This is a genomic window from Streptomyces filamentosus (genome assembly GCF_014654895.1).
In the GTDB taxonomy this organism is placed as follows: Bacteria; Actinomycetota; Actinomycetes; order Streptomycetales; family Streptomycetaceae; genus Streptomyces; species Streptomyces filamentosus.
Map to the genome: position 1 here is coordinate 1,236,886 of NZ_BNBE01000003.1, position 21,429 is coordinate 1,258,314.

Consider the following 21,429-nt stretch of genomic DNA (forward strand, 5'->3'; position numbering starts at 1 on the left):
CGGAAAGGAAACCTTTCCCTTTGTCTGACGACATACCCGACGTCGGTGAAGACGTCGTAGGCGTGCTCACCGCACGGATCGAAGCCCATCTCGGAACGAGCATGGACCACTTGAAGGCCGTGGTCACCGACGATCCGGCCACGAACCCCTACGTCACCGACATCGTCAAGTGGCACGGTCTGCTTCTCGACGCCCAGGCGGTGCTCGACCGCGCGGAGGACGAACTCCTCGCCGCACTGCAGACCCAGCCCAGTGAGGTCGACGACCCGACGATGGACCTCGCCCACCGTGTGAACGCGGCCGTCACCGCCCGCGACGGCCGGGCCCTGGTCGTGCGGTGGCTCCTCAACCCGGACGCTCCGGGCAAGAAGGGTCCCGCCGCCGAACGCCTCGCCCGCCTCCGTTCCCGAACGGGGCCGGCGGTGCAGACCAGCCCGGCTGGCCCGCCTGCGGGAGTACCCGCGCCGGCGGTGGCCCGAGCGGCAAGGGCCCTGCGGTGAGCGTGCGAATCAAGACCAGCACCATGGACAGCGAGCTGCAGGACGTCTTCGGCCCCCCGTCTCCGAGCTGCACGAGGCGGCATGCGGCCCCGATGCCTCTCCCGCGCTCGCCCGGGCCATGGAACTGCGCTCCTTCCTCGCCCTGACCGAGGAACAGGTCGCCCGCGTCCGCGACCGCGTCCACGCGGACATGCGGCCGGACCGCGACATGGGCGAGCTGTCGGCGGACCAGCTCCGCTTCGACTCGCAGTGGCTGGAGGCGGCGCTCGAAGCCCGCGACGGCTACCGCACCGCGCTCGGCGAGCTGCTGCGAACCATGCCCACGCTCGACCAGCGACCCCGGCCCGTCCGCATGACCCAGCTCAGGGCCACCACCACCCTGGCCCCGCCTGCCGCCCCGGCACCCCCGCATGCCGGGGCGGCCCGGCCCCGCCGACCGTGAAAGCCCCCGCTTGCCCCATCCCACGTCCACCGAGATAGCCGGACGGATCGAGGAACTGTACGGCGCTCCGCTCGCCGACCTCGAAGCCTGTGCCCAGGACCAGCCGCCCGGGATGCTCGCCGCCCTGCTCGGCATGCACACCGACCTCGCCCTCGCCGAGCGCAGCATCGACTTCCACCGTGAGCATCTCGCCCGGCTCCTGAACCCGGACCGGCAGATCAACCGGCACGAGGTCTCCCACCTCCTCGACGGAGCCCGCCGGCTCGCCGAAGCCGTCGCCACCCGCGACGCCCAGACCAAGTCGGCCTCCGCGGTTCTGCAGAGCCTGACCCGTACCTCGGCCCCGGCACCCTCCCCGCCGGCTTCCGCGCCGCCCGTACCGGCTCCGCCCCGCCCGGCCCCAAGCGCGCCCCGAAGCCGCTGACCCGCAGGCGAATCCCTCTTCACTTCCCAGGAGTCCCTCCCTTGGCCATCACCGCTCTGCCTCCCGACACCGACGCCGACATCGCCCGGGTCACCGAGGCCCTCGCCATGATCACTCCGCGCTGGAACGTCAGGATCATGCTGGCGCTCTCCGGTCCGCCGCTGCGCTACAGCGAGCTGGCGGCCCGGGTGCCCTGGCTGCAGAACGGCCAGCTCCACCCCAAGCTCAAGTCGCTGTGCGACGCCGGGCTCGTCGAGCGCACCGAACACACCGCGCGGCACGTCGCTTACGGCCACACCGACCGTGGTGCCGCCCTGCTGCCGGTGCTGCCGGTGATCGTCGCCTGGGCCGAGGAGCACCTGGAGAAGCCGGAGCGTCCGCTCCCCGCGATCGAGCAGGTCGAGGACAGCCTCATCCTGCTCACCCGCCGGCACGCCGCCGCCCTGCTGTGGGTGCTCAAGCAGCGCGGAGAAGTCAGCGGCCGGGCGCTGGCCAGGATGGTCATGCCCAGCAGCGACTGGACCAACGTCTACCCGCCGCTGCGGCAGCTGGTGGCCGACGGCCTGGTCGACACCGACGGGATCGGCCGGCCGTACCGGCTGTCCGCGGCGGGCGACGGCCTGGGGCCCGTTCTCGGAGCTCTGTCCGCGTGGTCCGCTGGCCAGCCCCTCAGCAAGGCGGGCCAGCACCCGGTCTGGGGGCATCCCCAGGTAATGCCCGCGCCGAAGGGATGGGTCAGCAACCAGTCCCGGCCGACGTGGCGCAACCGCGACCTCTTCTCCCACGCCACGCCCGCCCGTCCGGTGGTGGCCGTCCCGGCGGGAGGCCCGCGCCGATGACCACCCTGTTCACCTCCGCCGAACTGGACAAGGCCATCGTGCTGCTGGCATCGCCGCCGCTGGTCCGGCTCATCACCGAGATCGACGACAACGGGGCGATACCGCCGCGACGGCTGGCCGGGATCCTCCACGACCTGTCCCCGCACCACCTGCGCTGTGCTGTCGAGACGGGCCGCGGCCATGGTCTCGTCCGGTCCGTACCCGGCGTCGGACTGGAACTCACCGAGGCCGGTTCGGCCCTGGCGGACCTCTACGACGCGACCGCCCGATGGGCCCGCCGCCACAACTGTCCGGAGCCGGTCAGTGATTTCGGCAGCCGCGTCCGGCACACCTTCGACCTCCTGGCGGCCTCGCTCGCGACCGAGCAGGCCGAGCGCCTCGCTTCCCCGAGTACCGGGTCCTTGTCCGGCTCCGGGCGCGAGAGGGACCTCGATCTTCTTCGCGACCTGCTGATCCAGTGGCTGACCAGTAATCCGCAGGTCACCGCGCTGCCCGAGCCTGAGCCGGCCGCGTGAGCGCAGCGGTCATGCCCCGGCACGCGCGCCACACCGCCGGGCTGATGGGCGGCATCTACCTGCCACGTACGGCGGACGCCCTGGCGTTCGCCATGTCCACCTACGGCATCCCGCTTCTGGTCCTGGCCACCACGCGCTCCGCCACGCTGACCGGCGCCGCGTTCGCCCTGGAGTGGATCCCGAGGCTGGCGGCGTTCGGGTGGGCCGGGTCGGTCGTCGACCGGCGCGGAGCCTCCGTCGTCTTCCACCTCGCCTCGCTGGGGCGGGCGCTGGCCCTCGCCGCCGGCGCGGTCCTTCTCTACCTTCATCCGTCCGGCATCGTGGCGAGCGTGACCGTGATGGCGCTCGCGGCGACCACCGGTGTGCTCACGGAGTTCAGCTACATCGCGGCCGAGACCGCGGGGGCCGCCGCCGGCCGCCGGGCCGGTGCACGCGCGCACCGGGTCCAGGCCGTTCTGCTCGGGATCGACCAGACCGCGACCCTGACCGGCCCCGCGCTCGCCGGACTGCTCCTGCTCACCGGCCCGCCGCAGATGCTCGCGGTGATCACCGCGCTCTCGCTGCTGGCCGCGCTGCTTGCCCTGCGCACACCCCCGTCGCCCGTCGCCCCGGCCCGGGCACCCCGGAATCAGGCGGACGCCGGCCTGCTCACCGGGTGGCGCACCATCCGCTCCCTGCCCGCGCTCGGCTGGCTCGTGACCGGGCTCACTGTGTCGAACCTGGCCACGGGCCTCTTCCAGGCGGCCGGGCCCGTGATCGTCGTCCAGCACTTCGGGCAGTCGACGACCGCCGTCGGGCTGGTCTGGTCCGCCGCCGCCGGAGCGACGCTCCTGGCCGTCACCATCTGCCGGTTCGCGATCGACCGCCTGGGCCTGTGGCCGGTCGGCGCCGCCTGCGCCGCTCTCGCCTCGATCGCCTGTCTCGCCGCCGCCCAGGCCCCCGACTACCGCTCCTACCTGATCCTCGTCGCCCTCCTCATGGCGGGCGAAGGCGGCATGACGGTGGTCCTGCGCACCCTGCGCTCCCGCCTCATCCCGCCGGAGAAGTTCGGCAGCACCCTGTCGGTGACCATCCTCATCCTCCTGCTGCCCTTCCCCGTCGCCGGCGTGCTGACCGCGCTCACCTCGCCCGAGGCACTCGGCCACGTCATCACCGTCTGCGCCGCGCTGCAGGCACTCGGGCTGTTCTGCGCCTTCGCCCGCCTGCGCACCGATCCCGCCTTGCACGCCTGACCCCGCCACGCTTTCCCCAGCCTGTGGAGACCCCCATGCCCGCTGTCGCTCTCGGCTCGAACCCTGCGCGCGGTCGCACCATCACCGAGCAGTTCCACGCCTTCGACGCAAACAACCCGCACGTGTACCGCGCCCTGGAGCGCCTGGCCGCGCGCCGCCTCGCCGCCGGCGCCACCCGCGTCGGTGTGAAGGATCTCTTCGAGGACCTGCGCCGCCAACTCCCGCACGGCGTCGCCGGGCTGAACAACAACTTCACCGCCCTCTACGCCCGCCGCCTGGTTGAGGACCACCCCCGCTGGGCCGGCGCGTTCGAGCTGCGCCGTCGCCGCGCCGCCTGACCGCCCCGTCCCGCCCTCTACCGATACGGAGAAGCCCCTTTTTGTCTGCTCGCCCCCGCCTCCTCGTCGTCTCGCCGGGCGATGAGGTCTATCGCGGCTACTGCCTTGAGCAGGTGGCCGCCGCGTACGACGTCGTCCTGCTGACCGGCACCCAGCCGTCGTGGGAGAAGCCGTACATCGTCGACCACGCCGTCGCCGACCTTGACAGCACCACCGACCTGCTCGCCGCCGGCCGCGCCCTCGCCGAGCGCCACGAACTCGCCGGCGTCGTCACCTGGACGGAGTGGCATCTCGTTCCCGCCGCCCGCCTCGCCCGCGCGCTCGGACTGCCGACGAACTCCGTCGAGGTGATGCGGGCCTGCCGCAACAAGGCCACCGCACGCATTCTGTTCACCCGCCACGGCGTGCCCTCGGCCGCCTCGATGAAGGCCCGGTCCCTGGTGGAGGCCGGGCTGGCGACGATGACCATCGGTTACCCCGCCGTCCTCAAGCCTGCCGCGTTCGCCGGAAGCATCGGCGTGATCCGCATCGACCGGCCCGAGCAGCTGCCCGACGCCTTCGACTTCGCTTCAGCCGGAGCCGACCAGAGCCGCGAGGACACGGCGGTCCTGGTCGAGGAGTACCTCGACGGCCCGGAGATCTCGGTCGAGTGCGTCACCCGCCACGGCGAGACCACCGCCGTCGCCGTCACCCGCAAGAGCCTCGGCCCGCCGCCGTACTTCGAGGAGACCGGCCACACCGTCGACCCCGACGACCCGCTCCTCGCCCAGGCCGCGCCGGTCGCCGCCGCCGCGATCAAGGCCCTGGGCATCACCGACGGCGTCCAGCACGTCGAGATGCGCCTGGTCGACGGCCGCCCCCGCCTGATCGAGGTCAACGCCCGCATCGGGGGCGACATGATCGGCCACCTCGTCCGCCTCGCCACGGGAATCGACCTGCCCAAGGCCGCAGCCGACCTCGCCTGCGGCCGTACCCCCGACCTCACCCCGACCCGGCACGAGACCGCCGGTATCCGCATGCTCTACCCGGCAGCCTCCGGCACCCTCACCCAGCGCCACATCAACCAGGAATTCGCGGCCCGCACCCCCTGGCTGCGCCAGGTGCAGTGGACCCGCCAGGTCGGGGACCCGATCCTCCTGCCGCCCCGCGGGGACCTGTTCACCGCCCGGGCCGGGTTCTACATCGTCACCGGCCGCGACACCACCGAGGTCAACGAGCGCCTTGATACCGCCGCCCACGAGATCACCGTCACCACCCAGGCGGTCCGATGAACCCCGCGCCCGACCCGCGCTCCTACATTGACGGAGACGTCTACGTTTCCCGCGCCATCTATCCGGCTCCCTCAAGGCCGTCACCGAGTGCATCTCCGGCCCGGCCCCGTTCGACGTGAAGCGGGCCGTCGCATCTCGCCGCCCGGCCACGCTCCCGGCCGCCAGCGTCCCGCGCTGGAGCACCACCAGCCGCCCGGCCCTGCCCGGCCCGCGCCGCTGACACCAGCTCGACCTCGACCGGAGACCGCTCTTGTCCCTGCAGGCCCCCGAGTTCTTCGCCGAACTGTGCCTCCCCTTCCCCGCGAGCACGGTCGTGGGCAACACGTACTACGCCACCCCCGTGGCGGGCGCACCGCTGCGGCTGCGGATCGACTTCAGCCGCACCATCCACGCCGACACGTACGGCGGTCTGCGCCTGGCGGTCGTCCACCCGGACCGGGGCGAGATCGATGCGGTGGTGCTCGACTTCGTGGACCACGGCACCTTTCACCGCCGCGACGAGGCCCGCAACACCTTGGTGAACAGCAAGCACTACGGCACGTTCGCCACGTACCGCCGGCCCGGAAAGCCGCCCTGGGAGGGCGCCGTCACCACCGGGCTGCGTGACGCCATCGAGCAGTACGCGGCCGTCTGGTTCCCCGGTGCGTGGGCCGAGCCCGCGCCGCCACGCACGACGACGGGCCCTCTGCCAGTCGCCCCGCCTCCCAAGGGCTTCGGCCGCCGATCTCTCTGAACTTCTTCCTCTCACTCGCACCAAGGAGTCTTTCTCGTGCATGCCCGTACCGCTCGCGGTGCCCTCCGAACTCTGGCCGTGGCCACCGCCGCTGGCGTGGCCGGCACCCTGGCCTGGACTCCTGCCCAGGCAGCCCCCGCTCCCATCTCCCTGGGCCCCGGCTACACGATCCCCGACTCCGAAGGCAACGCCAACGCCTCCCACGTCGGCGCCTACGGCCCGCCCGGCCCGGCCGTCCACGGCGACGTCGAGACGTACTGCGCCGACCCTGAGCGCAAGGGCCCGGCCGACGCCGGCGGCTACGGCGCCCCGCGGCCGGTGACGTCCTGGACGTCGTCGGTGACCGGCAAGACCGTGCCGAAGGAGCGTCTCGCCCAGGCCGCGTACGTGATCGGCAAGTACGGGCAGACCCGCGACAACGCGCAGTCGGCTGCAGTGGACGCGGTCGTGTACGAGTACCTGGCCGGCGGCACGTACGCCCTCGACGGCGCCCGCGGCAAGCAGCGCCTGGCTTACCCGGTCGTCTCGCCGACCGCCCGCACCCTCGCCCAGGGCTACATCGCCGAGGCCAAGCGGCTCGCCGGCCCCTACACCCTGACGATCACCCCGTCGGTGAAGACCACCACCGCCGGGACGAAGGTCACCGTCGCCGTGAAGGTCGCCACGAGCGCGGGCGCCCCCGTGCCGAGGGTGACCGTCGCGCTGGCCGAGTCCGGCTCCGGCACCGCCTCCGGGAAGGTCACCACGAGCGCGAGCGGCACCGCCGAGTGGTCGTTCACCGCGAAGACCGCGGGCACCGCCAGCGTCACCGCGAAGGCCGACGGCCTGCCCGCCACTGACCTGCAGGTCCTCACCCCGAAGAACCCCGCCGCTCAGCGGATGCTCCTCGCCGGCGGCACCACCAGCGTCAAGGACTCGGCGACCGTCACCGTGAACGAGGCGACCGGCGGCGTCACCATCCGGAAGAAGGACCCCGAGGGCAGCCGCCTGGTCGGCGCCGTCTTCGAGCTCCTGGACAAGGACGGGAAGAAGGTCGCCGCGGGCAAGACCGACGCGCAGGGCGTCCTCGCCTTCGACCAGCTCCGGGCCGGCACCTACCGCCTGCGCGAGACCTCCTCCGGCAGCCCCGTCCACGACCTCATGCCCGAGCAGACCATCACCATCACCGCCGGACGCACCGCCCAGGCCAACCCGATCGACCTGATCGACCCGTTCAAGAAGGCCGATCTGTCGGTGAAGAAGATCGACAAGAACACCGGCAAGCTGCTCGCGGGCGCGGTCATCGCCATCCGGGCCGACGAGACGGACAAGACCGGCAAGCACATCCCCAGCAAGGTCGTCACCACGCTGACCACCGGCACGAACGGCACCGCCGAGGCCGACCTCGACGTCACCCTCAAGACCGGCACCCGCTACTGGGCCACCGAGACCACCGCCCCCGACGGCTACCAGCTCGACACCACCCCCGTCGCCTTCACCGCGAAGCCCGGCGCCGCCGTCGCGGTCACCCTTGCCGACCAGCCCGTCCCGACCACCCCGCCGCCGAGCCCCAGCACCCCGCCCCCGGCTCCGCCGACCACGCCGCCGGCCCCGCCCACGACGCCCCCGGCTCCGCCGAGCACGCCGCCAGCACCGCCGTCCGGCTCCCTCGCCCACACCGGCGCGGACACCACACCGTGGCTGATCGCCGGCGCGACCGCTCTGCTCGCCGGCGGCTCGAGCCTCTACCTGTTCAGCCGCCGCCGGCGCACGAGCGACGAGGCCAGCTGACCGCCGAGCGCACCCTCCCCGTTACCGACCGCCTGGAGTCCCCGCCATGAAGCACCACCGGATCCTGCCCACGCTCGCCCTCACCACCGCGGCCGTGCTCGCCGCGCCCGCTGCCGCCATCGCCGCCCCGTCCCCCGAACCGACTCCCTCAGCGACGGCCGCCCGCGCTGAGACACCGAACCCCGAGGCGGGCAGCGTCGAGATCACCAAGAAGGACCCAGCCGGGGACGTGCTCTCCGGCGCCGCGTTCCTGCTGCTCGACTCCGCCGGCCAGAAGGCCGGCAGCGGGAAGACGGACGCCCAGGGGAAGCTCACCTTCCCCGACCTCGCGCCGGGCGTCTACCGGCTCAAGGAGACGGCCTCCGGCAGCCCGTTCCACGAGGTTGTGGCCGACCAGGACGTCATCGTCACCCCGGGCGCGGCCACCCGGCTGACCATCACCGACCCCTTCAAGGCCGCCAAGGTCCTCCTGCAGGCCAAGGACAGCAAGACCGGCAAGCTCCTTCCCGGCGCCACCGTGAACATCGGCACCGGCGACTCCACGCTCCTGACCCTCACCACCGGCGCCGGGGGTACGGCCTCCGGGGAACTGCCGGTGTCGAGCCGGAAGACGCAGTTCTGGGTCAAGCAGACCAAGGCCCCTGCCGGCTACGACCTCTACAAGCCGTCGAAGACGTTCACCGCCGACCCTGGCGCCCCGGTGACCGTGACCGTCACCAACGCCAAGACCGCGACGACCCCGAAGCCCACCCCCTCGGACAAGCCGACGCACAAGCCCACCGGCACCCCGTCCATTCCTACGGTCAAGCCGAGCAGCAACCCGACCGGCGCTCCGAAGCCCAAGCCGACGGACTCCAGCACGTCGGGTACCGGATCCTCGCCCATCGCTGCCACGGTCGCGCCCGCCGCCTCGTCGTCCACCACATCCGCAGCCCCGATCGGCGACTCCACGCCGGCCACCCCGACCGGTTCCCTCGCCCACACCGGCGCGGACACCACCTGGTGGATCGCCGGAGGTGCCGGCGTCCTCGTTGCCGTCGGCGCCGTCGCTCTGGTCGTCACCCGCCGTCGCGGGGTGGCCGAGCCGGAGCCGGACGACACCAGCCAGACCGTCTAACCGAAGATCACCCCCATCAGCAGGCCCCTGGGACGTCGTTCCAGGGGCCTGCCCTCGTCTGCAGCCGTGTCACGCTCTTGGCTCCACCGTCCGCCGCCGTACGCAGCGCCACGTGCTGCCCGGTTCCGTCCTTATGCCAGTACGGGTGCCTTCGCGGCGGGAGATCCACTGCGCTCGAGCCAGCGGTCGACCCAGGCAGGTACGGAGAGGGCAAGCTGCTGCTGGGCAGCGAAGGTCGCCGGACGGTACTCCTGGATCCGCTTCAGGCGCTCGCCGCGGCGCTGGATGGCGCGAACCTCCAGCACTCCGCGCCGATCGGCCAGGCCGGCAGCGACGGTGGTGCACTGGTCGCTGTAGCCGGGCGGCAGATGACAGGAGCAGTGTTCGTCCACGGTGGCGAGGGGCAGGCCCCAGTCGGGCGCCGCGAGCAGTGCCATCAGCCGCCGGTGGCCGGTGGCGCCGGAACCTTCCGCGAACGTGGGGTCGATGATCCAGCGTTCGCCACCGCCGCGTTCGTGGTGGCCGAGCCAGCCGGTCACGGCCAGAGGCGCCCCCAGGGTGCGGATCACGCCGGCACGGCGCAGCAGCCCGCTGGTCAGCCAGGCCGACGCCGCGGTGCCCCGGCGGCCCGGCCGCCGGTAGGGACGCTCGGCCGGGTGCCACTGGGCGGGCCGGTCGCGGTGGCAGGGCGTCATGCCGTAGGCGCCCAGCCGCCGGTCCTGGGCGTCGACTGCGCGCAGCCACTCGTCGGGGTCCAGACCGAGCAGGGTGACGGAGGTGGACGTGTCCGGCACGCGCAGCAGCACCTGGCCGTCCTCGACGTGGGTACGGGCCCCCGGCACCCCCTTGACGTCGCCGTACTCGTCTTGACGTCGCCGTACTCGTCGGCGCGCGGCAGCAGCGCCTCGGCCAGGTCCAGGGCCTGGGACTGCGCCGGGTCGCGCCGCTCGGCCAGGTCGGCCTCGAATCGGATCAGGAGGCGGTCGGAGCGCGGGTCGACGTACTTGATGCCCCACGGGTGCACAGTGGTGATCCGGCGCCAGGCCAGTGCGGCCATCACGCGGGCCTCCAGCAGCATCTGGTCGGAGTCCGGCTGCGGGATCAGCAAGGAGCCGGGCGTGGCGGCCTCGACCCGGCGTCGGGCGGACTGCCAGGACATCCCGGTGTACAGGCGCAGCAGTTCGGCGCGACGTTCGACGGCGGTTGTCTTCATAACTCGAAGCTCCTCAACACCGCGGAGCCGTCCCGACACAGCACGCGCGGCGGAGAGCCACGAGGAACATGCGGACCACGCAGCGGCACCGGCCGAGTTGGCTTCTCCACGGCGTACTCGATGTCGGGTCGAGCACAGGGCAGGGACCCCGCCGGGCCCACGGTCCGAATCCGATCACACCGAGCCGGGAGCAGGCCCCGATCGATGCGATGACGCGCCGAGGCATCACCCGACGTTCGTAATCGGTCCTGGTTCCGCCGCTCGGTCGAGACCCCGCGGTTCACCGTCGAAGGAGTTCGCCGGGGGCAGACAGGAAAGACCTCGGAAAGACTGGCCAACGCGGGCAGGGGCATGTCAACGTAGACGACCTTGCAAGAAACCCCAGGTCAGAGAGGTGATTGCCTGTGGCCGTGGCTCCCGTAAGCCCTGGATTCTCTACGACCGTGAAGGCGCTGCGACTCCGCGAGTGGCAGCTCGGTCCCGGCCAGCCCACGCTCGTCATGGACCTGTTCTCCTCGGAGGACTTCCACCTCATCGTGGACGACCGCGCGGACGTACACGTCAGCTCGAAGGACGGCCGGTTCTACCTTGGCTGGTTCCCGCTCGGCCGCCCCGGTACCAACGGGGAGGGATGGAGGATCGCCGTCACCGGTACGGCCAAGGTGCCCGGCTACTCCCTGTCGTTCGACACCGAGACGCCGGCCGAGATCGTGGCCGCCACCGTAACGCGCGTGCTGGAGACCTCACGCCGCGTGTGACAACGCAAGCATCCCCCTGGAACCCCTCGCTCCGAGGCGGCCGGCGGCCCGCCGGCCGGTTCCACCGCTCATCGCTTTCCTCACCCAGGAGGTACTTCGTGACGTCCCCGGAGATGACCGTCGGCGACCTCGCCGACCTGTTGTCCCGCTGCGACCGTGATGCTCCGGTCCGCCAGGCCATGAACCCGTTCTTTCCGGCGGCCCACAGGCTGGCGCAGGTCGTGCAGTCCGTGGATCAGATCGGCCGAACAGTCGTCTACCTGGCCGAGGGACGGGACGAGAACAGCCAATTCGGTCACCTGCCCCCGGAGGTCGCCGTCGCCCTGACCTGGCAGGAACCCGTCCAGGCACCCCCGCGCCGCCCCCGCCGCAGTGCCGGCGGCAAGTAGAACCGCATCGAGCCCTTGGAGGCGCCCCTGTACCCCGACTTTCCGCTCGTCCCGTCCACGCCGTCCGGCGGACAGCCCGCGTTCTGGGTCGGCCCCCGGCACCTGGCCGGTGACGACAAGCGCCTCTATGACGCCGTCGCGGACACGCTCACCGGCCTGGGCTGGTCGAGCCTGACGATCGTCCGCGGTCGCGACGAGCCGGACGGGGACCGCCAGGTCCTGCGCAGCACCGTCCTGCACATCAGCCCCGACACCCTCCGATGGGCCCAATGGTGTCTGCCGGACGAGCCGTTCTATCTGGGGGAGCTGCCGATCGCCTGGCAGATCTCCGCTCGGCCGGGCACGAGCAGTCCGCTCGCTGGGTGGTCGGCCTACTTCACCCCCGATGTCCCCGGCGAGGCCGTGGCCGACTTCCTCGTCGCGCTCGACGCCCGCGACCAGCCGGCCGTGCCGTTCACCGGCCCGGAGGTGGTCCTCGACGCGGTCGCCGCACACGGCTGGCTCCGCGACATCGACCAGCCCGAGGCGGCAGCGACGGACCCGACCTTCACCTCACACATCAGTCTCGGTGAGGTACCGCCACTCATTCAGGACGGCGACCCGCGCGCGCTGACCACCAGCGCCGACGAGGCGGGACCGGCAGGGTGGCAGGCATGGGCCGAGCCCGCGCTCGGCGCACGGTGCCTGTGGGTGGCGTCGTTCGGCAGCAGCGTTCCGCACGAACTTGTCGCCGCCTTCGCCGCATCCCTCAGTTCGACCGCACCGGTCCTTCGACGGGTCCTGCCCGAGGCCACCCACGAGCGGCTCCTTCGCGCGCCGGCCATCTAACGCCTGGCGGCCCCTCTTGCCCGACGCATACAGCCCGGCCTCCCTATGGGAGAGCCGGGCTCCTTGCTGTTCGGGCCGGCCCACCTGCACACGATGCCGCCCCGCGTCGTCGAGGCCGACGCAGCATGTTGGTGCCGGCCCAAGCGGCACGCACTGACGGTCGGTGGACGCGCGGATGCCCCCGACTCCGCCCCCCTGGGGCGGAGTCGGGGGCATCCGCGGATCGGGACCGGTCAGCTCGTCGCAGTGGCCTTGGTGAGGGCCTTGTCGAGGTGGCGGTCGACCAGGCCCGGCGAGCCGGAGACGATCAGCAGCAGACCGCCGTCGCGGATCGCGGTCTGCTTCACCACGGTGCTCCGCCCTCCAGCGGAGAACGTCAGGAGCTGGCTCCACCGCTCGTCGCCGAGCCCATGAGGTGCGGTCAGCTTCTGCGAGGCCATGTCGATCGGGGTCCCGCCCGCGACGACCTGATAGCTCGGGCAGCCGGTCATGGCGTCCAAGATCCGGCCGATGCCGTGGGACAGCTTGTCCGCGCTGTCGCTGTACAGCTCCTCGGAGATCTCGGAGGCGCTGTCGGCGTAGGTGAAGGTGACCTTCGCCTTGCGGGGGAAGGTGAGCGTGCCGCCGGTGGCCGCTTCGCCGCCCAGCTCGTTCAGGGCCGGGCAGCCGATGACGGTGACGTCGTCGTGCTGGCTGGGGCGCTCCGGCTTGCGCGCGTAGCCACTGCCGAGATCGCTCTCGTCGAGCAGGCGCGTCTTCAGGATGGCCGAAGACAGCGGAGCGGCGTTCCGGTCGGAGCGGGCCGGCTTCCCGGCGGGCGAGGAGGTGGTGGTGTCGGGCTTCGTGCCGGGGGCGCCGCTGGTGCAAGCGGCTACGGCGAGGAGGGCGGCGGTGATGCCGAGGGCGGTGGTGGCGACGCGAACACGCATGACGGTACTGACCCCTTGGTGCTTGGAGACGGGTGGTCAGTGCGGGCCCGTGGGCCCGGTGGGGTTGTAGGGGTGGGGGTCAGTGGCCGAGGTGGCGCAGGCAGTCCTCGAACGTGGCGTGCGTCGCGTCCGCCGGCCCGGCGCTCCGGTTGTACCAGGCGGTGTCGAGGCGGGTCTCCTGCTGCTGGTGGCCGGCCCGGCAGCGCAGCCAGATCTCGTCGCGCGTGGAGAGGACCAGCCAGTCCCGGTACGCGCCGCACTCGGCGCAGGCGACCATCTCGCCGTCGAGGACGAGCGGCTGCCCCCAGGGCATCATGCGACCGTCGAGCTGGTCGTGGCTGGGCACCCGCAGCTCCGGCGGAAGGAAGTCGTCCACCAGCGCGACGGGCTCACCGCGCTCGGGCTCGGCCGACGGCTTCCCGACGCCCGGCGGGACCTGGTCCTGCAGCCGTGCCGACATCTCGAAGAATCGGCGCTGCGCCTCGCTGGGCTCCGCCGCCCGGCGGCGTATCCGGTGAAACACCCTGACGTCCTCCTTTGCCTCGTCCTGCTCGCGTCATGATCGTGCCCCACACCTCCCGGAGCTTCAATTCACAAAGTCCCCAGTGACCCTCGAGAGGCCAGGACGGCGGCGGTGTCCCTGTTCCCGAGCGCGTGCCGACACGCACACGCCCTGGGAGGAGGGCTCACCGGGTCTTTCCGACGGTGCCCTCCCCGCCGCGCCGTCGGCCCGGCGCAGAGGCCCGGGCTGCCGCCCTGCGCTTCGGGGACGAGCCGCCTGTCGTGCCGTACGCGGGCAGTTCGGAGGCGTCGGCGGGCAGGTCGGCCATCCTCCGCATCCGCCACACCAGCACGTCGCTGACCGACTCCGCGGTGTCGAGCTCGCGGCGCTCGACCGCGTCGGACAGGAGGGCGGCGGGGTCGTGGCCGGCGGCTTCGGCGTCCGCGATGGTGGCCGCCAGGGCGTACCAGCCGGGCTCGGCGAGGATCTGCTCGGCCAGTCCGGGCAGCGCCTCGCGCAGCACCACGGTCTGGCGCTGGAGGAGGGGCCGGTTCAGGCGTCGGCCGCGCTGGTAGAGCACGCCGAGGGGGTGGGCGGCGGCCTCCTGGTAGGCGGAGCGCAGGTACTCGGCGGCCCGCGCGGCGGCGGCGGCCTGCTGCGCGTGGCCCTTCTTCGCGTGCCAGTGCGCGGCGGCGGTGATCAGGAAGAACAGCATGTCGATCGCCATCGCGGTGCTCGCGCCGTCCTCACCGCGGCCGAGGGCCGGGCCGCCGTGGACGAGGTCGCGGGCGGCCTGGCGCAGGGCGCGGTCGTGTCCGCGTACGGCGCGGACGTGGGAGCGAGAGGCGCGTTCGAAGGCCGTTGCGGCCTCGCGAAGTTCGCGGCGGGTGTGGGCTGCGGACGTCTTCGCGAGGGCGTCGAGGATCTCGCCGGCCGCGGCGATGTGCGCGGCGGCGACCGCGTCGTCGCCGCGCTCGATGACGAGCATGGCCTGCCACGCGGCCGATGCCGTCCTGCGGCGGGCAGCGGCTGGAGTGCTCGGTCCCGGACGGTCCGTGTCCTCCGGCCGGGGAACGGGGGCGTCGTGGGCGTCGCCGGACCAGCGCTCCCGGATGCGGGGCAGCGAGAGGTCGAGGGCGAGGCGCGCGCCGGGGTAGAACACTGGCTCGCCGTCCCGGTTCCGGTCGTCGGGCAAGGCGACCTTGTATCCGAGGAGGTCGCCGGAGGGTGCGGTGCGCTTGCGGATCAGGAGGCCGGCGCCGGCGAGCCGGTCGAAGAACTCCTCCTCGCTCCTCACGCCGGCCACCGCGCGGCGTACGGTCTCGCGCAGTTCTTCGCGGGCGGTGCGCTCGCGGCCCTGGCGTTCGGCCTTGTGGCGCTCGGCGCTGGTGGGCCGCTGTGCGGCCGTGCCGTCGCCGGGCGCGACCTCGTGGAGCTCGAGTTCCTTCTCGATGAGCCGGGCTTCGGCCTGGGCGCGGGCGCCCGAGCGGAAGTCGTCGGGGCGTAGGCCGTCCTCGCGGACGAGCGTGGCGACGATGTGGATGTGGTCGTCCGCGTGCCGTACGGCGGCCCAGCGGCAGCCGGGCTCTCCGCCGCCGGGGTCGATGCCGGTGGCGGCGACGATCCGGCGGGCAATGCCGGCCCACTCCTCGTCGGACAGGATCCGGTCGCGCGGGTCGGCGCGGACGGAGGTGTGCCAGACGTGCTTGGCCGGACGGGCGTGCTCGGCGAGGGCCATCACGGGCTGGTCGAGGAGCTGCTGGAGGTCCTTGAGGGTGACGTTCGGGTTGCGGCCGGGGTCGGGGGACATGTCGTCGAAGGAGGCCACGAGATGGGGGTCGGTGTGTTCCTCGTGCTTGCCCGGGCCGTAGAGGTAGGCGAGAAGCCCGATGGTCCGAGAGCCCGAGGAGTTGACGCTGGGGATCATGAGCTGCGGCGCTCGATCAGCCGCGCAGCGGCTTCGTGCGCGGTGTCGGCGGCACGCCGTACGGCGGCGACGGCCGCTTCGAGCTGGGGAGCGTCCGCACCGGAGTTGAGCGCCTTGACTGCCTGGTTGAGGTTGCTGCCGGCCCAGCCGAGCCGACGCCGGCTCTCGAACAGGGCGGTGATCACTTCGCGCTCGTCGGCGATCTCGGCGCTGGTGCGGTCGAGGTCGCGGGCGGCGGCGAGAGCGGAACGGGCGAGGAACCCGGCGACGGACAGGTTGCACCGGGCGGCGGCGGACTTGATCAGAGTGAACTCTTCTTCATTGAAACGTGTATTGGGCTGGTGTAGACGCTTCGTCTCGGGCGGCTGGCGAGGACGCTGACGGGCGCGAGCGGTGCGCTCTCGGCGAGCACGGCGATCGGCCTGCTTCTCCTCCTGCCCCGGCTTCGATCCGCCCTCGGTCGAAGACGGAAGGACCTGCGCCCCCCGGTGCAGGTCCTCTCCCGCGCCCTTGGGGGCGGGTTCGGCGGAAGCTACGCTTCCGCCCCAACTTGCTCGCCCCAAGACCGAGTTGTGGTCGCGAGCAGGTTCCGGGGTGGTGCCGTTCTGGGTGGGGTACGTCATCGGGATTCGGGCCTCGTGGAACGGATGTGGAGCTGGATGGCGGCGGCCAGTTCGAGGACGTCGGCCGGTCCCGCGAGGACGCGGACTGGTCCGTCGCGATGGCCCTGGACGAGCCACTGGCCGGTGGGCGCGAGAACAGCGGCGTGTACGAGCCGCCGGCGGACCAGGACGTCCGCCCAGGCGCCAGCCTCGGCGACCGTGGGCTCGGATGACCGAGGAGAAGGCGGAATCACGGCGTACCTCCGTAAGCGGGGCGGTGGCCCGGCGCGAGGCCGGGCCACCCATGGCGGCTAGGGGCGCTGAGCTGGGGCTTTGCGGGCTCAGCCGCACTCGGGGCAGCGCCCGACATGGCCACTGAGGGCCCGGGCCATCCGCTGCTTCGCCGACGCGGCCTGCTTCGCGCTGGACTTCGCCGCCGGACTGCCCTCGTACCGCTTGGAGTGGGCGAGCATGAAGCCGATCTCCCGCTCGTACTGCGTACGGATGGTGGTGAAGTAGTGGCAGGTCTTCATCGGGCATTGCTCCTTGTCATCGTGGTGTCGATGCTCCGCAGCTCCTGGAGGACGAGGCTCAGCCGGTCGTTCCGGCCACCCTTCAGTCCCTCGCGGCGGAGGATCTCCCGAAGCTGGACTCGGGTGATGGCCGGGTTGCCGTCCCGTTCGAGCAGGGCGGGGACGTGAGGGAGGACCTGCTGGACGAGCTGGTCCACCGACTGCTCCGACTCCCGAGACGGGCGCTGCGCCTGCGGGGCGCGGGGGCGACTGCCGCGCTGACCCTTGCCCTTGGCCCTGGTCTTCGAGCTCGCCTTTCGCCGGAGGGGGACCTTGTGTCCCCGGTCCCCGGTGGGCTCGGTCCCCGTGTCGGTGTCGGTGTCGGTCGGTCCCCGGTCCCCGGTGGGCTCGGTCCCCGTGTCGGTGTCGGTCGGTCCCCGGTCCCCGGTGGGCTCGGTCCCCGTGTCGGTGTCGGTCGGTCCCCGGTCCCCGGTGGGCTCGGTCCCCGACTCGGCGCCCCTCGGTCCCCGATGCGAATCACCCGTCTGAGCAGGCACTTCGGCAGCAGGACCGTCGGTCCCCGCGCCGTCGGTGGTCCCCTCGCCGGGGTCCTGTGCGACGGGGACGGTCCCCGGGGCGGCGCTCACGTCTGGGGACTTGGTCCCCGCGTCATCGCCCTCGGTCCCCGCCGCTGGTGGTGCGCTGACGTCCCAGTTCTCGGTCCCCAGTCCCCCCGGGAAACCCGGTCCACTGTCCCCGTCCTCCGACTCGCCGGGACCGCGGGGACCGGCCACGGGGACCGGTGCTTCCGGCATCTGCTGCGCGGGGACCGTGGCAGCCGCGGTGGTGGTAAGCCCCGGGGACCAGGGAGACGGGAGCGGGACCGTGGCGAGGGCGAGCGCGTGCCGGCGGGCGGCGAGCTGGTCGAGCAGCTGCGTGCGCTGGAGGGGGTCGGTGCCGACCGAGGCCCTGGCGACCGCCTTCGACAGCCGTCGGGCGAGCCGCCGGCCTCGCCAGTCCTCCCGCCGCTCGGGGGCGCGCTCGGCGAGGCGGGCGGCCAGGTCGACCGCGCGGGCGGTGGCCCGGTCGCGGGTGATCTGCGCGGCGTCGCGGTCGCGGGCGGCGATGCCGAGGCGGGACAGCAGCCGTTCGCGTGCCTCCCGCCCCAGGACGGCGAGCAGCCCGTGGGAAGCGGCGCCAGGGGTGTGAAGACGCAGCTCGATTCCCATGGCGAGGTGCCACAGCATGGCCGCCATGACCGGGCCGACGAAGGCCCGGACGGTGCCGCCGACGGGACCGCTCTCGGCGTAGGCAGGGATCACCTGCACTCCGGTGATCACCCAGACCAGGGTGCCGGGCAGACCCGGGGCGCCCTGGGCGGCCAGGTTCTGCCGCGCCATCAGCGCGGTCGCGAAGAGCGCCAGTTCGGCGGCGGCGAACATCCCGGCACGCTCGGCGGTGCCGGCCATGTCGAGGTAGTCGGCCGCGAAGCGCCACGAGGTGTCGGCGCTGTAGGCGGTGCAGCCGAGGGCGGCGAGGGCGGCGACCTTGACCGCCGGACCGCCGACGCGCTTCTGCGGGCGGGCTCCCCGGCGCCGGGCCGTCCAGGCGACCAGCACCAGGGTGAAGGCGGCGGGGACGCCGGCGACGAGGAGGAGAGGGAGGTCCGGAGCGGCACCCAGGGACAGAACGGGGTGGGTCATGCGGCCTTTCCGAAAGAGGCGGGCGTCGCGGTCGACGCTGCCTGGCGGGATACCGGCTGTCGGGTGCCGGGCTTCGTGGTCATGTGGCGGCCCGCGGCTGGAGCGGTCTTCTGCCGGTTCTTCTTGGGCCGGGGCACACCCTGGCGGCGGTCGCGGTCGAGCACCTTATTGGCCGCCTGCCGCAGCAGGTCACGGGCGTGCTTGGGGCTGATCTGCAGGCCGGCGGCGAGCCGGTCGGGCCGCCAGCCCCGGACATAGGCGTGGTCGACGACGACCTGGCGCTCGGCCTCGGTCAGGTGGACGTCGCGTCCCTGGAAGAACGCGATCACGCGCCGGTAGTCGAGGCGCTGGGGCAGTCCGTCGTGCCACGGGCGGCGTTCGGCCTCGGTGAGCCCGCCCCAGATGCCCTCCTTGAGGACGTTCTCGAGCGCGTAGTTGAGGCAGTCGCTGCGCACCGGGCACCAGCCGCACAGCTCCTTCGCCTCGGCGATGGCTTCGTGGTCCCGGGGGAGCGGGAAGAAGATGGCGTCGGCGTCCTCGACGTCCATGCCGTGGCAGGCTCCGCGGGTGTGCCAGCTGGTGTCTGCGATGCCGCGCAGGCCGGTGGCCGGAGCGTCGTGGGTGGTGATGTGGCGCAAGGGGGTTCTCCGATGTGCTGCCGCGCCGAGGGGCGAGGGCGGTGCTCGGCGGGTATGGCGTCGGGTGGCGGCTGCGGCGCGGGAGCGTGCGCCGCAGCCGAGGAGGGACGGTGGTGGCCGGCGGTGCACCGAGCGGGGTGCACCAGCCGTGGACGCCGGTCAGACCATGGCTGGCTGCTGGGCCTGCTGGGCGGCGGCGAGGTCGAGGCGGCCGGGGTGCGGGGTGGCACGCGGAGCTGTTCCGCGTACCCCGTCGTCGGGACCGATCCGGCGCCGACGGCACGGCTCACCGGGTTGCGCCAGGCACCAGCCGCAGCGCACGCCGAGAGGGTCAGGCTGGCCCTGCGCGACGGCGGCCTCCCGTGCGGCCCGGGCGGGCCGGTAGGGCGCGAGGGCGGCTCGGGCGGTGGGCGGTATGCAGGAGCCGATCTCCCGCAGCCGGGCCTCCAGCCGCGGGTCGATCCCGTTACGCCCGCTGGTGATCGCCCTGGCCTGCGCGGGCTGCGCGAGGCCGGCGGCGACGGCGCGGCGGGCGCCGGCCAGCGCGGCGGTCCAGGCGGCCTGGTCGTCCGGGTCGACGGACGGTGTGGGGTCGGAGTGCCTCGACAGGCGGTCGCGCCGATAGCTCTCCCAGGGACGGGCCACGTCCGCGGGCAGGATCTGGTACGGCGAGGTCCGGATGTGCTGGCGGGCGGCGACGCGGGCATCCCAGCCGTGCGGGGTGGCCATCGGCACGTCGCCGAGCAGCTCGTGCCACTGCGCGAGCTGGTCGCGGGCCTCACCCGGGTCGGTGCGGATGGTGCGGGGGTCGAGTCGGCCGATGTAGGCCAGCAGGGCGGCGATTTCGCGGCGGTCCACGGTCAGCCCTCCGTTCCGGTCGGCTCGTCGAGGGCGGCGAGGAGGGCGGCGGTGTGGGCCTCGGCCCGCGTCATTCCGCCGGGGGCGGCGGAGGCTCCGCCGGGTACGGCGTAGAGGTTCGGGCGGCTGGGGGCGTGCTCCCGGGCGATCCAGGAGCGCCAGTCGGTGGCCCAGGCGTCCGCCGGCCTCGGCTTGAAGGCCGCCCGGTGGGCGCGCCACTTCGCGTCGGCCGCCCGCAGGCCCTCCTGGCCGAGGCGGTCGAGGTGTCCCTGCTGTCGGGCCCAGGCGTGGGTGGCGGGGTCAACCTGCCACTCGGAAGCCGAGAGGACGGCGGCATCACTGCTGTACCTACGGTTCAAATCCGGTTCACTACGGTTCTGTGTGCCGGTTTCCGGTACACCGCTGTGCCGGTTTCCGGTATGTCGGGGTGCCGGTTTCCGCCGGGGCCTGCCGGGTTCCGGTACTGCCGGATTCCGGTCCCTCGCGGGGGATTCCGGTACCTCACGCGGCCGGATTCCGTACCGCCGCAGAACCGAGACCCGCAGGGTGGCGGCGGCCTCGTGCTCGCCCGTCGGCGCCTGGTCGGCGTCCTCGGCCTGCGCGGTCTCTGCGACGGCCTGGGCGGCGAGGGGCAGGCGGTAGACCGTGCTGCGCTGCGGGCCGGTGAGGTCGTCGAGCTGCTCCAGCTCGCCGGCCTTGACCAGGCGGTCGATGGCCTCGCGCACCGTGGAGAGGGACGCGCGCGTGCGCTTGGCCAGGCTAGACAACGAGGCCCAGGAAACGCACTGCTCGTCGGCCACCCGGTCGGCGATCGACAGCAGGACCAGGCGTGCGGTCCCCCGGCTGGAGCTGTGCTCCCAGACCCACTCGCGGGCTTCGCTGCTCATCGGCCGCTCCCGGCGACGGGGCGGAGCCGGCGGTTCGCCGGGGCAGGGGAGGCGGGCTCCGTCGCGGTGCGTGAACGCGCCGGGGCGGAGGTGGCTGCCGCGCAGGCCAGGCGGAAGGGCCTTTTACGCAGGGCAGGAGGCATGCGATACTCCTCGTTGCAGTGTTGCCACGCTGACGCGCCCCTCGGAAGGACTCAGCGTGGTGATGGTGGGCAATCCCCGCCCTTGCCGGGGCGGACATGCCACTTAGCGTTCGGCGTCTGGGAGTTCCCGCTCCCGGGCGCCGTCGCTGTATGCAGACCTACACGGTCTGATCGGTGCGTATCTCGCTCCTCACGATCGCGGTGCCGGGCGGGCTGCCCGGAGGACGACGAACATACGCAGGGACCCGCGTCAAGATCCAGACTTGGTTCTTAAACTCTGTAGAACTTGTTGCCCCATCAGGTGCAGGCGCCGAAGGTGCAGCCCGCCCTGCAGAGAGATCGTTTCCTGGCGGGGCAGC

At 72.8% G+C, this 21,429-nt stretch carries 25 protein-coding genes and 1 pseudogene; 15 read left to right on the top strand and 11 right to left on the bottom strand.

All coding sequences use genetic code 11. The annotated features are described in order from the left end of the window. Positions 1–20 precede the first annotated feature (20 nt). From IE326_RS33090 to IE326_RS33140, 11 genes and pseudogenes are all read left to right on the top strand, one after another. Positions 21–500, top strand: a complete 480-nt coding sequence (locus IE326_RS33090) for a hypothetical protein (RefSeq protein ID WP_190044109.1) — start codon at positions 21–23, stop codon at positions 498–500. Between the two features lie 23 nt (positions 501–523). Further along, positions 524–942 (top strand): annotated as a pseudogene (locus tag IE326_RS33095) (hypothetical protein). A gap of 10 nt (positions 943–952) precedes the next feature. Continuing rightward, positions 953–1,366, top strand: a complete 414-nt coding sequence (locus IE326_RS33100; protein WP_190044110.1) for a hypothetical protein — start codon at positions 953–955, stop codon at positions 1,364–1,366. A 41-nt stretch (positions 1,367–1,407) separates the two neighbouring features. Next, the gene (locus tag IE326_RS33105) at positions 1,408–2,205 is read left to right on the top strand and encodes a winged helix-turn-helix transcriptional regulator (protein WP_190044111.1); all 798 of its coding nucleotides are present in this window, start codon (positions 1,408–1,410) and stop codon (positions 2,203–2,205) included. Further along, the gene (locus IE326_RS33110; RefSeq protein WP_190044112.1) at positions 2,202–2,720 is read left to right on the top strand and encodes a regulator; all 519 of its coding nucleotides are present in this window, start codon (positions 2,202–2,204) and stop codon (positions 2,718–2,720) included. Before IE326_RS33105 ends, IE326_RS33110 begins: the two co-directional genes overlap by 4 nt. Then, the gene (locus IE326_RS33115; RefSeq protein ID WP_190044113.1) at positions 2,717–3,952 is read left to right on the top strand and encodes an MFS transporter; all 1,236 of its coding nucleotides are present in this window, start codon (positions 2,717–2,719) and stop codon (positions 3,950–3,952) included. The genes IE326_RS33110 and IE326_RS33115 overlap by 4 nt, the downstream gene beginning before the upstream one ends. A gap of 35 nt (positions 3,953–3,987) precedes the next feature. Continuing rightward, positions 3,988–4,290, top strand: coding sequence for a hypothetical protein (locus tag IE326_RS33120; protein ID WP_190044114.1), 303 nt, complete (start codon positions 3,988–3,990; stop codon positions 4,288–4,290). A 41-nt stretch (positions 4,291–4,331) separates the two neighbouring features. Further along, positions 4,332–5,561, top strand: coding sequence for an ATP-grasp domain-containing protein (locus tag IE326_RS33125; protein WP_190044115.1), 1,230 nt, complete (start codon positions 4,332–4,334; stop codon positions 5,559–5,561). 250 nt (positions 5,562–5,811) lie between these two features. Beyond that, a complete protein-coding gene (locus IE326_RS33130; protein WP_190044116.1) occupies positions 5,812–6,294 on the top strand; it encodes a hypothetical protein in 483 nt (160 codons plus the stop codon). Positions 6,295–6,372: 78 nt separating this feature from the next. After that, positions 6,373–8,064: an MSCRAMM family protein gene (locus IE326_RS33135; protein ID WP_229915763.1), complete on the top strand. Its 1,692-nt coding sequence runs from the start codon at positions 6,373–6,375 to the stop codon at positions 8,062–8,064. A 46-nt stretch (positions 8,065–8,110) separates the two neighbouring features. Continuing rightward, positions 8,111–9,181: an MSCRAMM family protein gene (locus IE326_RS33140; RefSeq protein WP_190044118.1), complete on the top strand. Its 1,071-nt coding sequence runs from the start codon at positions 8,111–8,113 to the stop codon at positions 9,179–9,181. 131 nt (positions 9,182–9,312) lie between these two features. Here the strand turns inward: IE326_RS33140 and IE326_RS33145 are convergent, their stop codons facing one another. Both IE326_RS33145 and IE326_RS33150 read right to left on the bottom strand, forming a co-directional pair. After that, the gene (locus tag IE326_RS33145) at positions 9,313–9,975 is read right to left on the bottom strand and encodes a hypothetical protein (RefSeq protein WP_190044119.1); all 663 of its coding nucleotides are present in this window, start codon (positions 9,973–9,975) and stop codon (positions 9,313–9,315) included. Continuing rightward, positions 9,873–10,394 carry a hypothetical protein gene (locus IE326_RS33150; protein WP_190044120.1) on the bottom strand — a complete coding sequence of 174 codons (522 nt, stop codon included), beginning with the start codon at positions 10,392–10,394 and terminating at the stop codon, positions 9,873–9,875. Before IE326_RS33150 ends, IE326_RS33145 begins: the two co-directional genes overlap by 103 nt. A 404-nt stretch (positions 10,395–10,798) precedes the next feature. Here IE326_RS33150 and IE326_RS33155 point away from each other — a divergent pair, with 404 nt between their 5' ends. The 3 genes from IE326_RS33155 (at position 10,799) to IE326_RS33165 (ending at position 12,369) form a co-directional block, all read left to right on the top strand. Next, entirely contained in the window at positions 10,799–11,152 is a 354-nt protein-coding gene (locus IE326_RS33155; RefSeq protein WP_190044121.1) for an SPDY domain-containing protein, read from the top strand. 98 nt (positions 11,153–11,250) lie between these two features. Next, complete coding sequence (locus tag IE326_RS33160; protein WP_190044122.1) at positions 11,251–11,541, top strand: hypothetical protein; 291 nt, start codon at positions 11,251–11,253, stop codon at positions 11,539–11,541. Positions 11,542–11,556: 15 nt separating this feature from the next. Further along, positions 11,557–12,369, top strand: coding sequence for an SPDY domain-containing protein (locus tag IE326_RS33165; RefSeq protein ID WP_190044123.1), 813 nt, complete (start codon positions 11,557–11,559; stop codon positions 12,367–12,369). A 233-nt stretch (positions 12,370–12,602) separates the two neighbouring features. Here the strand turns inward: IE326_RS33165 and IE326_RS33170 are convergent, their stop codons facing one another. The 4 genes from IE326_RS33170 to IE326_RS41110 form a co-directional block, all read right to left on the bottom strand. Beyond that, positions 12,603–13,298: a hypothetical protein gene (locus IE326_RS33170; RefSeq protein WP_190044124.1), complete on the bottom strand. Its 696-nt coding sequence runs from the start codon at positions 13,296–13,298 to the stop codon at positions 12,603–12,605. A gap of 79 nt (positions 13,299–13,377) precedes the next feature. After that, complete coding sequence (locus tag IE326_RS33175; RefSeq protein WP_190044125.1) at positions 13,378–13,821, bottom strand: hypothetical protein; 444 nt, start codon at positions 13,819–13,821, stop codon at positions 13,378–13,380. Positions 13,822–13,984: 163 nt separating this feature from the next. Beyond that, positions 13,985–15,727, bottom strand: a complete 1,743-nt coding sequence (locus IE326_RS33180) for a relaxase/mobilization nuclease domain-containing protein (RefSeq protein WP_190044126.1) — start codon at positions 15,725–15,727, stop codon at positions 13,985–13,987. Further along, positions 15,724–16,350, bottom strand: coding sequence for a plasmid mobilization protein (locus tag IE326_RS41110; protein ID WP_229915764.1), 627 nt, complete (start codon positions 16,348–16,350; stop codon positions 15,724–15,726). Before IE326_RS41110 ends, IE326_RS33180 begins: the two co-directional genes overlap by 4 nt. Positions 16,351–16,376: 26 nt before the next feature. Between IE326_RS41110 and IE326_RS41755 the strand changes: the two genes are divergently transcribed. Continuing rightward, a complete protein-coding gene (locus IE326_RS41755) occupies positions 16,377–16,562 on the top strand; it encodes a hypothetical protein (RefSeq protein WP_190044127.1) in 186 nt (61 codons plus the stop codon). 108 nt (positions 16,563–16,670) lie between these two features. Here the strand turns inward: IE326_RS41755 and IE326_RS33195 are convergent, their stop codons facing one another. The 5 genes from IE326_RS33195 to IE326_RS33215 form a co-directional block, all read right to left on the bottom strand. After that, positions 16,671–16,862 carry a hypothetical protein gene (locus IE326_RS33195; RefSeq protein ID WP_190044128.1) on the bottom strand — a complete coding sequence of 64 codons (192 nt, stop codon included), beginning with the start codon at positions 16,860–16,862 and terminating at the stop codon, positions 16,671–16,673. Continuing rightward, positions 16,859–18,544: a collagen-like domain-containing protein gene (locus tag IE326_RS33200; protein WP_190044129.1), complete on the bottom strand. Its 1,686-nt coding sequence runs from the start codon at positions 18,542–18,544 to the stop codon at positions 16,859–16,861. The genes IE326_RS33195 and IE326_RS33200 overlap by 4 nt, the downstream gene beginning before the upstream one ends. Beyond that, entirely contained in the window at positions 18,541–19,182 is a 642-nt protein-coding gene (locus tag IE326_RS33205; RefSeq protein ID WP_190044130.1) for a WhiB family transcriptional regulator, read from the bottom strand. The genes IE326_RS33200 and IE326_RS33205 overlap by 4 nt, the downstream gene beginning before the upstream one ends. A gap of 159 nt (positions 19,183–19,341) precedes the next feature. Continuing rightward, the gene (locus IE326_RS33210) at positions 19,342–20,040 is read right to left on the bottom strand and encodes a zinc finger domain-containing protein (protein ID WP_190044131.1); all 699 of its coding nucleotides are present in this window, start codon (positions 20,038–20,040) and stop codon (positions 19,342–19,344) included. A gap of 2 nt (positions 20,041–20,042) precedes the next feature. Then, a complete protein-coding gene (locus IE326_RS33215) occupies positions 20,043–20,927 on the bottom strand; it encodes a helix-turn-helix domain-containing protein (protein WP_190044132.1) in 885 nt (294 codons plus the stop codon). Between the last annotated feature and the right edge of the window lie 502 nt (positions 20,928–21,429).

Excerpts from the sequence above, each read along its gene's own strand:
- IE326_RS33120 (WP_190044114.1), top strand. The coding sequence starts at position 3,988 with ATGCCCGCTGTCGCTCTCGGCTCGAACCCTGCGCGCGGTCGCACCATC.
- IE326_RS33180 (WP_190044126.1), bottom strand. The coding sequence starts at position 15,727 with ATGATCCCCAGCGTCAACTCCTCGGGCTCTCGGACCATCGGGCTTCTC.
- IE326_RS41110 (WP_229915764.1), bottom strand. The coding sequence starts at position 16,350 with ATGACGTACCCCACCCAGAACGGCACCACCCCGGAACCTGCTCGCGAC.
- IE326_RS33110 (WP_190044112.1), top strand. The coding sequence starts at position 2,202 with ATGACCACCCTGTTCACCTCCGCCGAACTGGACAAGGCCATCGTGCTG.
- IE326_RS33195 (WP_190044128.1), bottom strand. The coding sequence starts at position 16,862 with ATGAAGACCTGCCACTACTTCACCACCATCCGTACGCAGTACGAGCGG.
- IE326_RS33140 (WP_190044118.1), top strand. The coding sequence starts at position 8,111 with ATGAAGCACCACCGGATCCTGCCCACGCTCGCCCTCACCACCGCGGCC.
- IE326_RS33215 (WP_190044132.1), bottom strand. The coding sequence starts at position 20,927 with ATGAGCAGCGAAGCCCGCGAGTGGGTCTGGGAGCACAGCTCCAGCCGG.
- IE326_RS33150 (WP_190044120.1), bottom strand. The coding sequence starts at position 10,394 with ATGAAGACAACCGCCGTCGAACGTCGCGCCGAACTGCTGCGCCTGTAC.
- IE326_RS33170 (WP_190044124.1), bottom strand. The coding sequence starts at position 13,298 with ATGCGTGTTCGCGTCGCCACCACCGCCCTCGGCATCACCGCCGCCCTC.
- IE326_RS33200 (WP_190044129.1), bottom strand. The coding sequence starts at position 18,544 with ATGACCCACCCCGTTCTGTCCCTGGGTGCCGCTCCGGACCTCCCTCTC.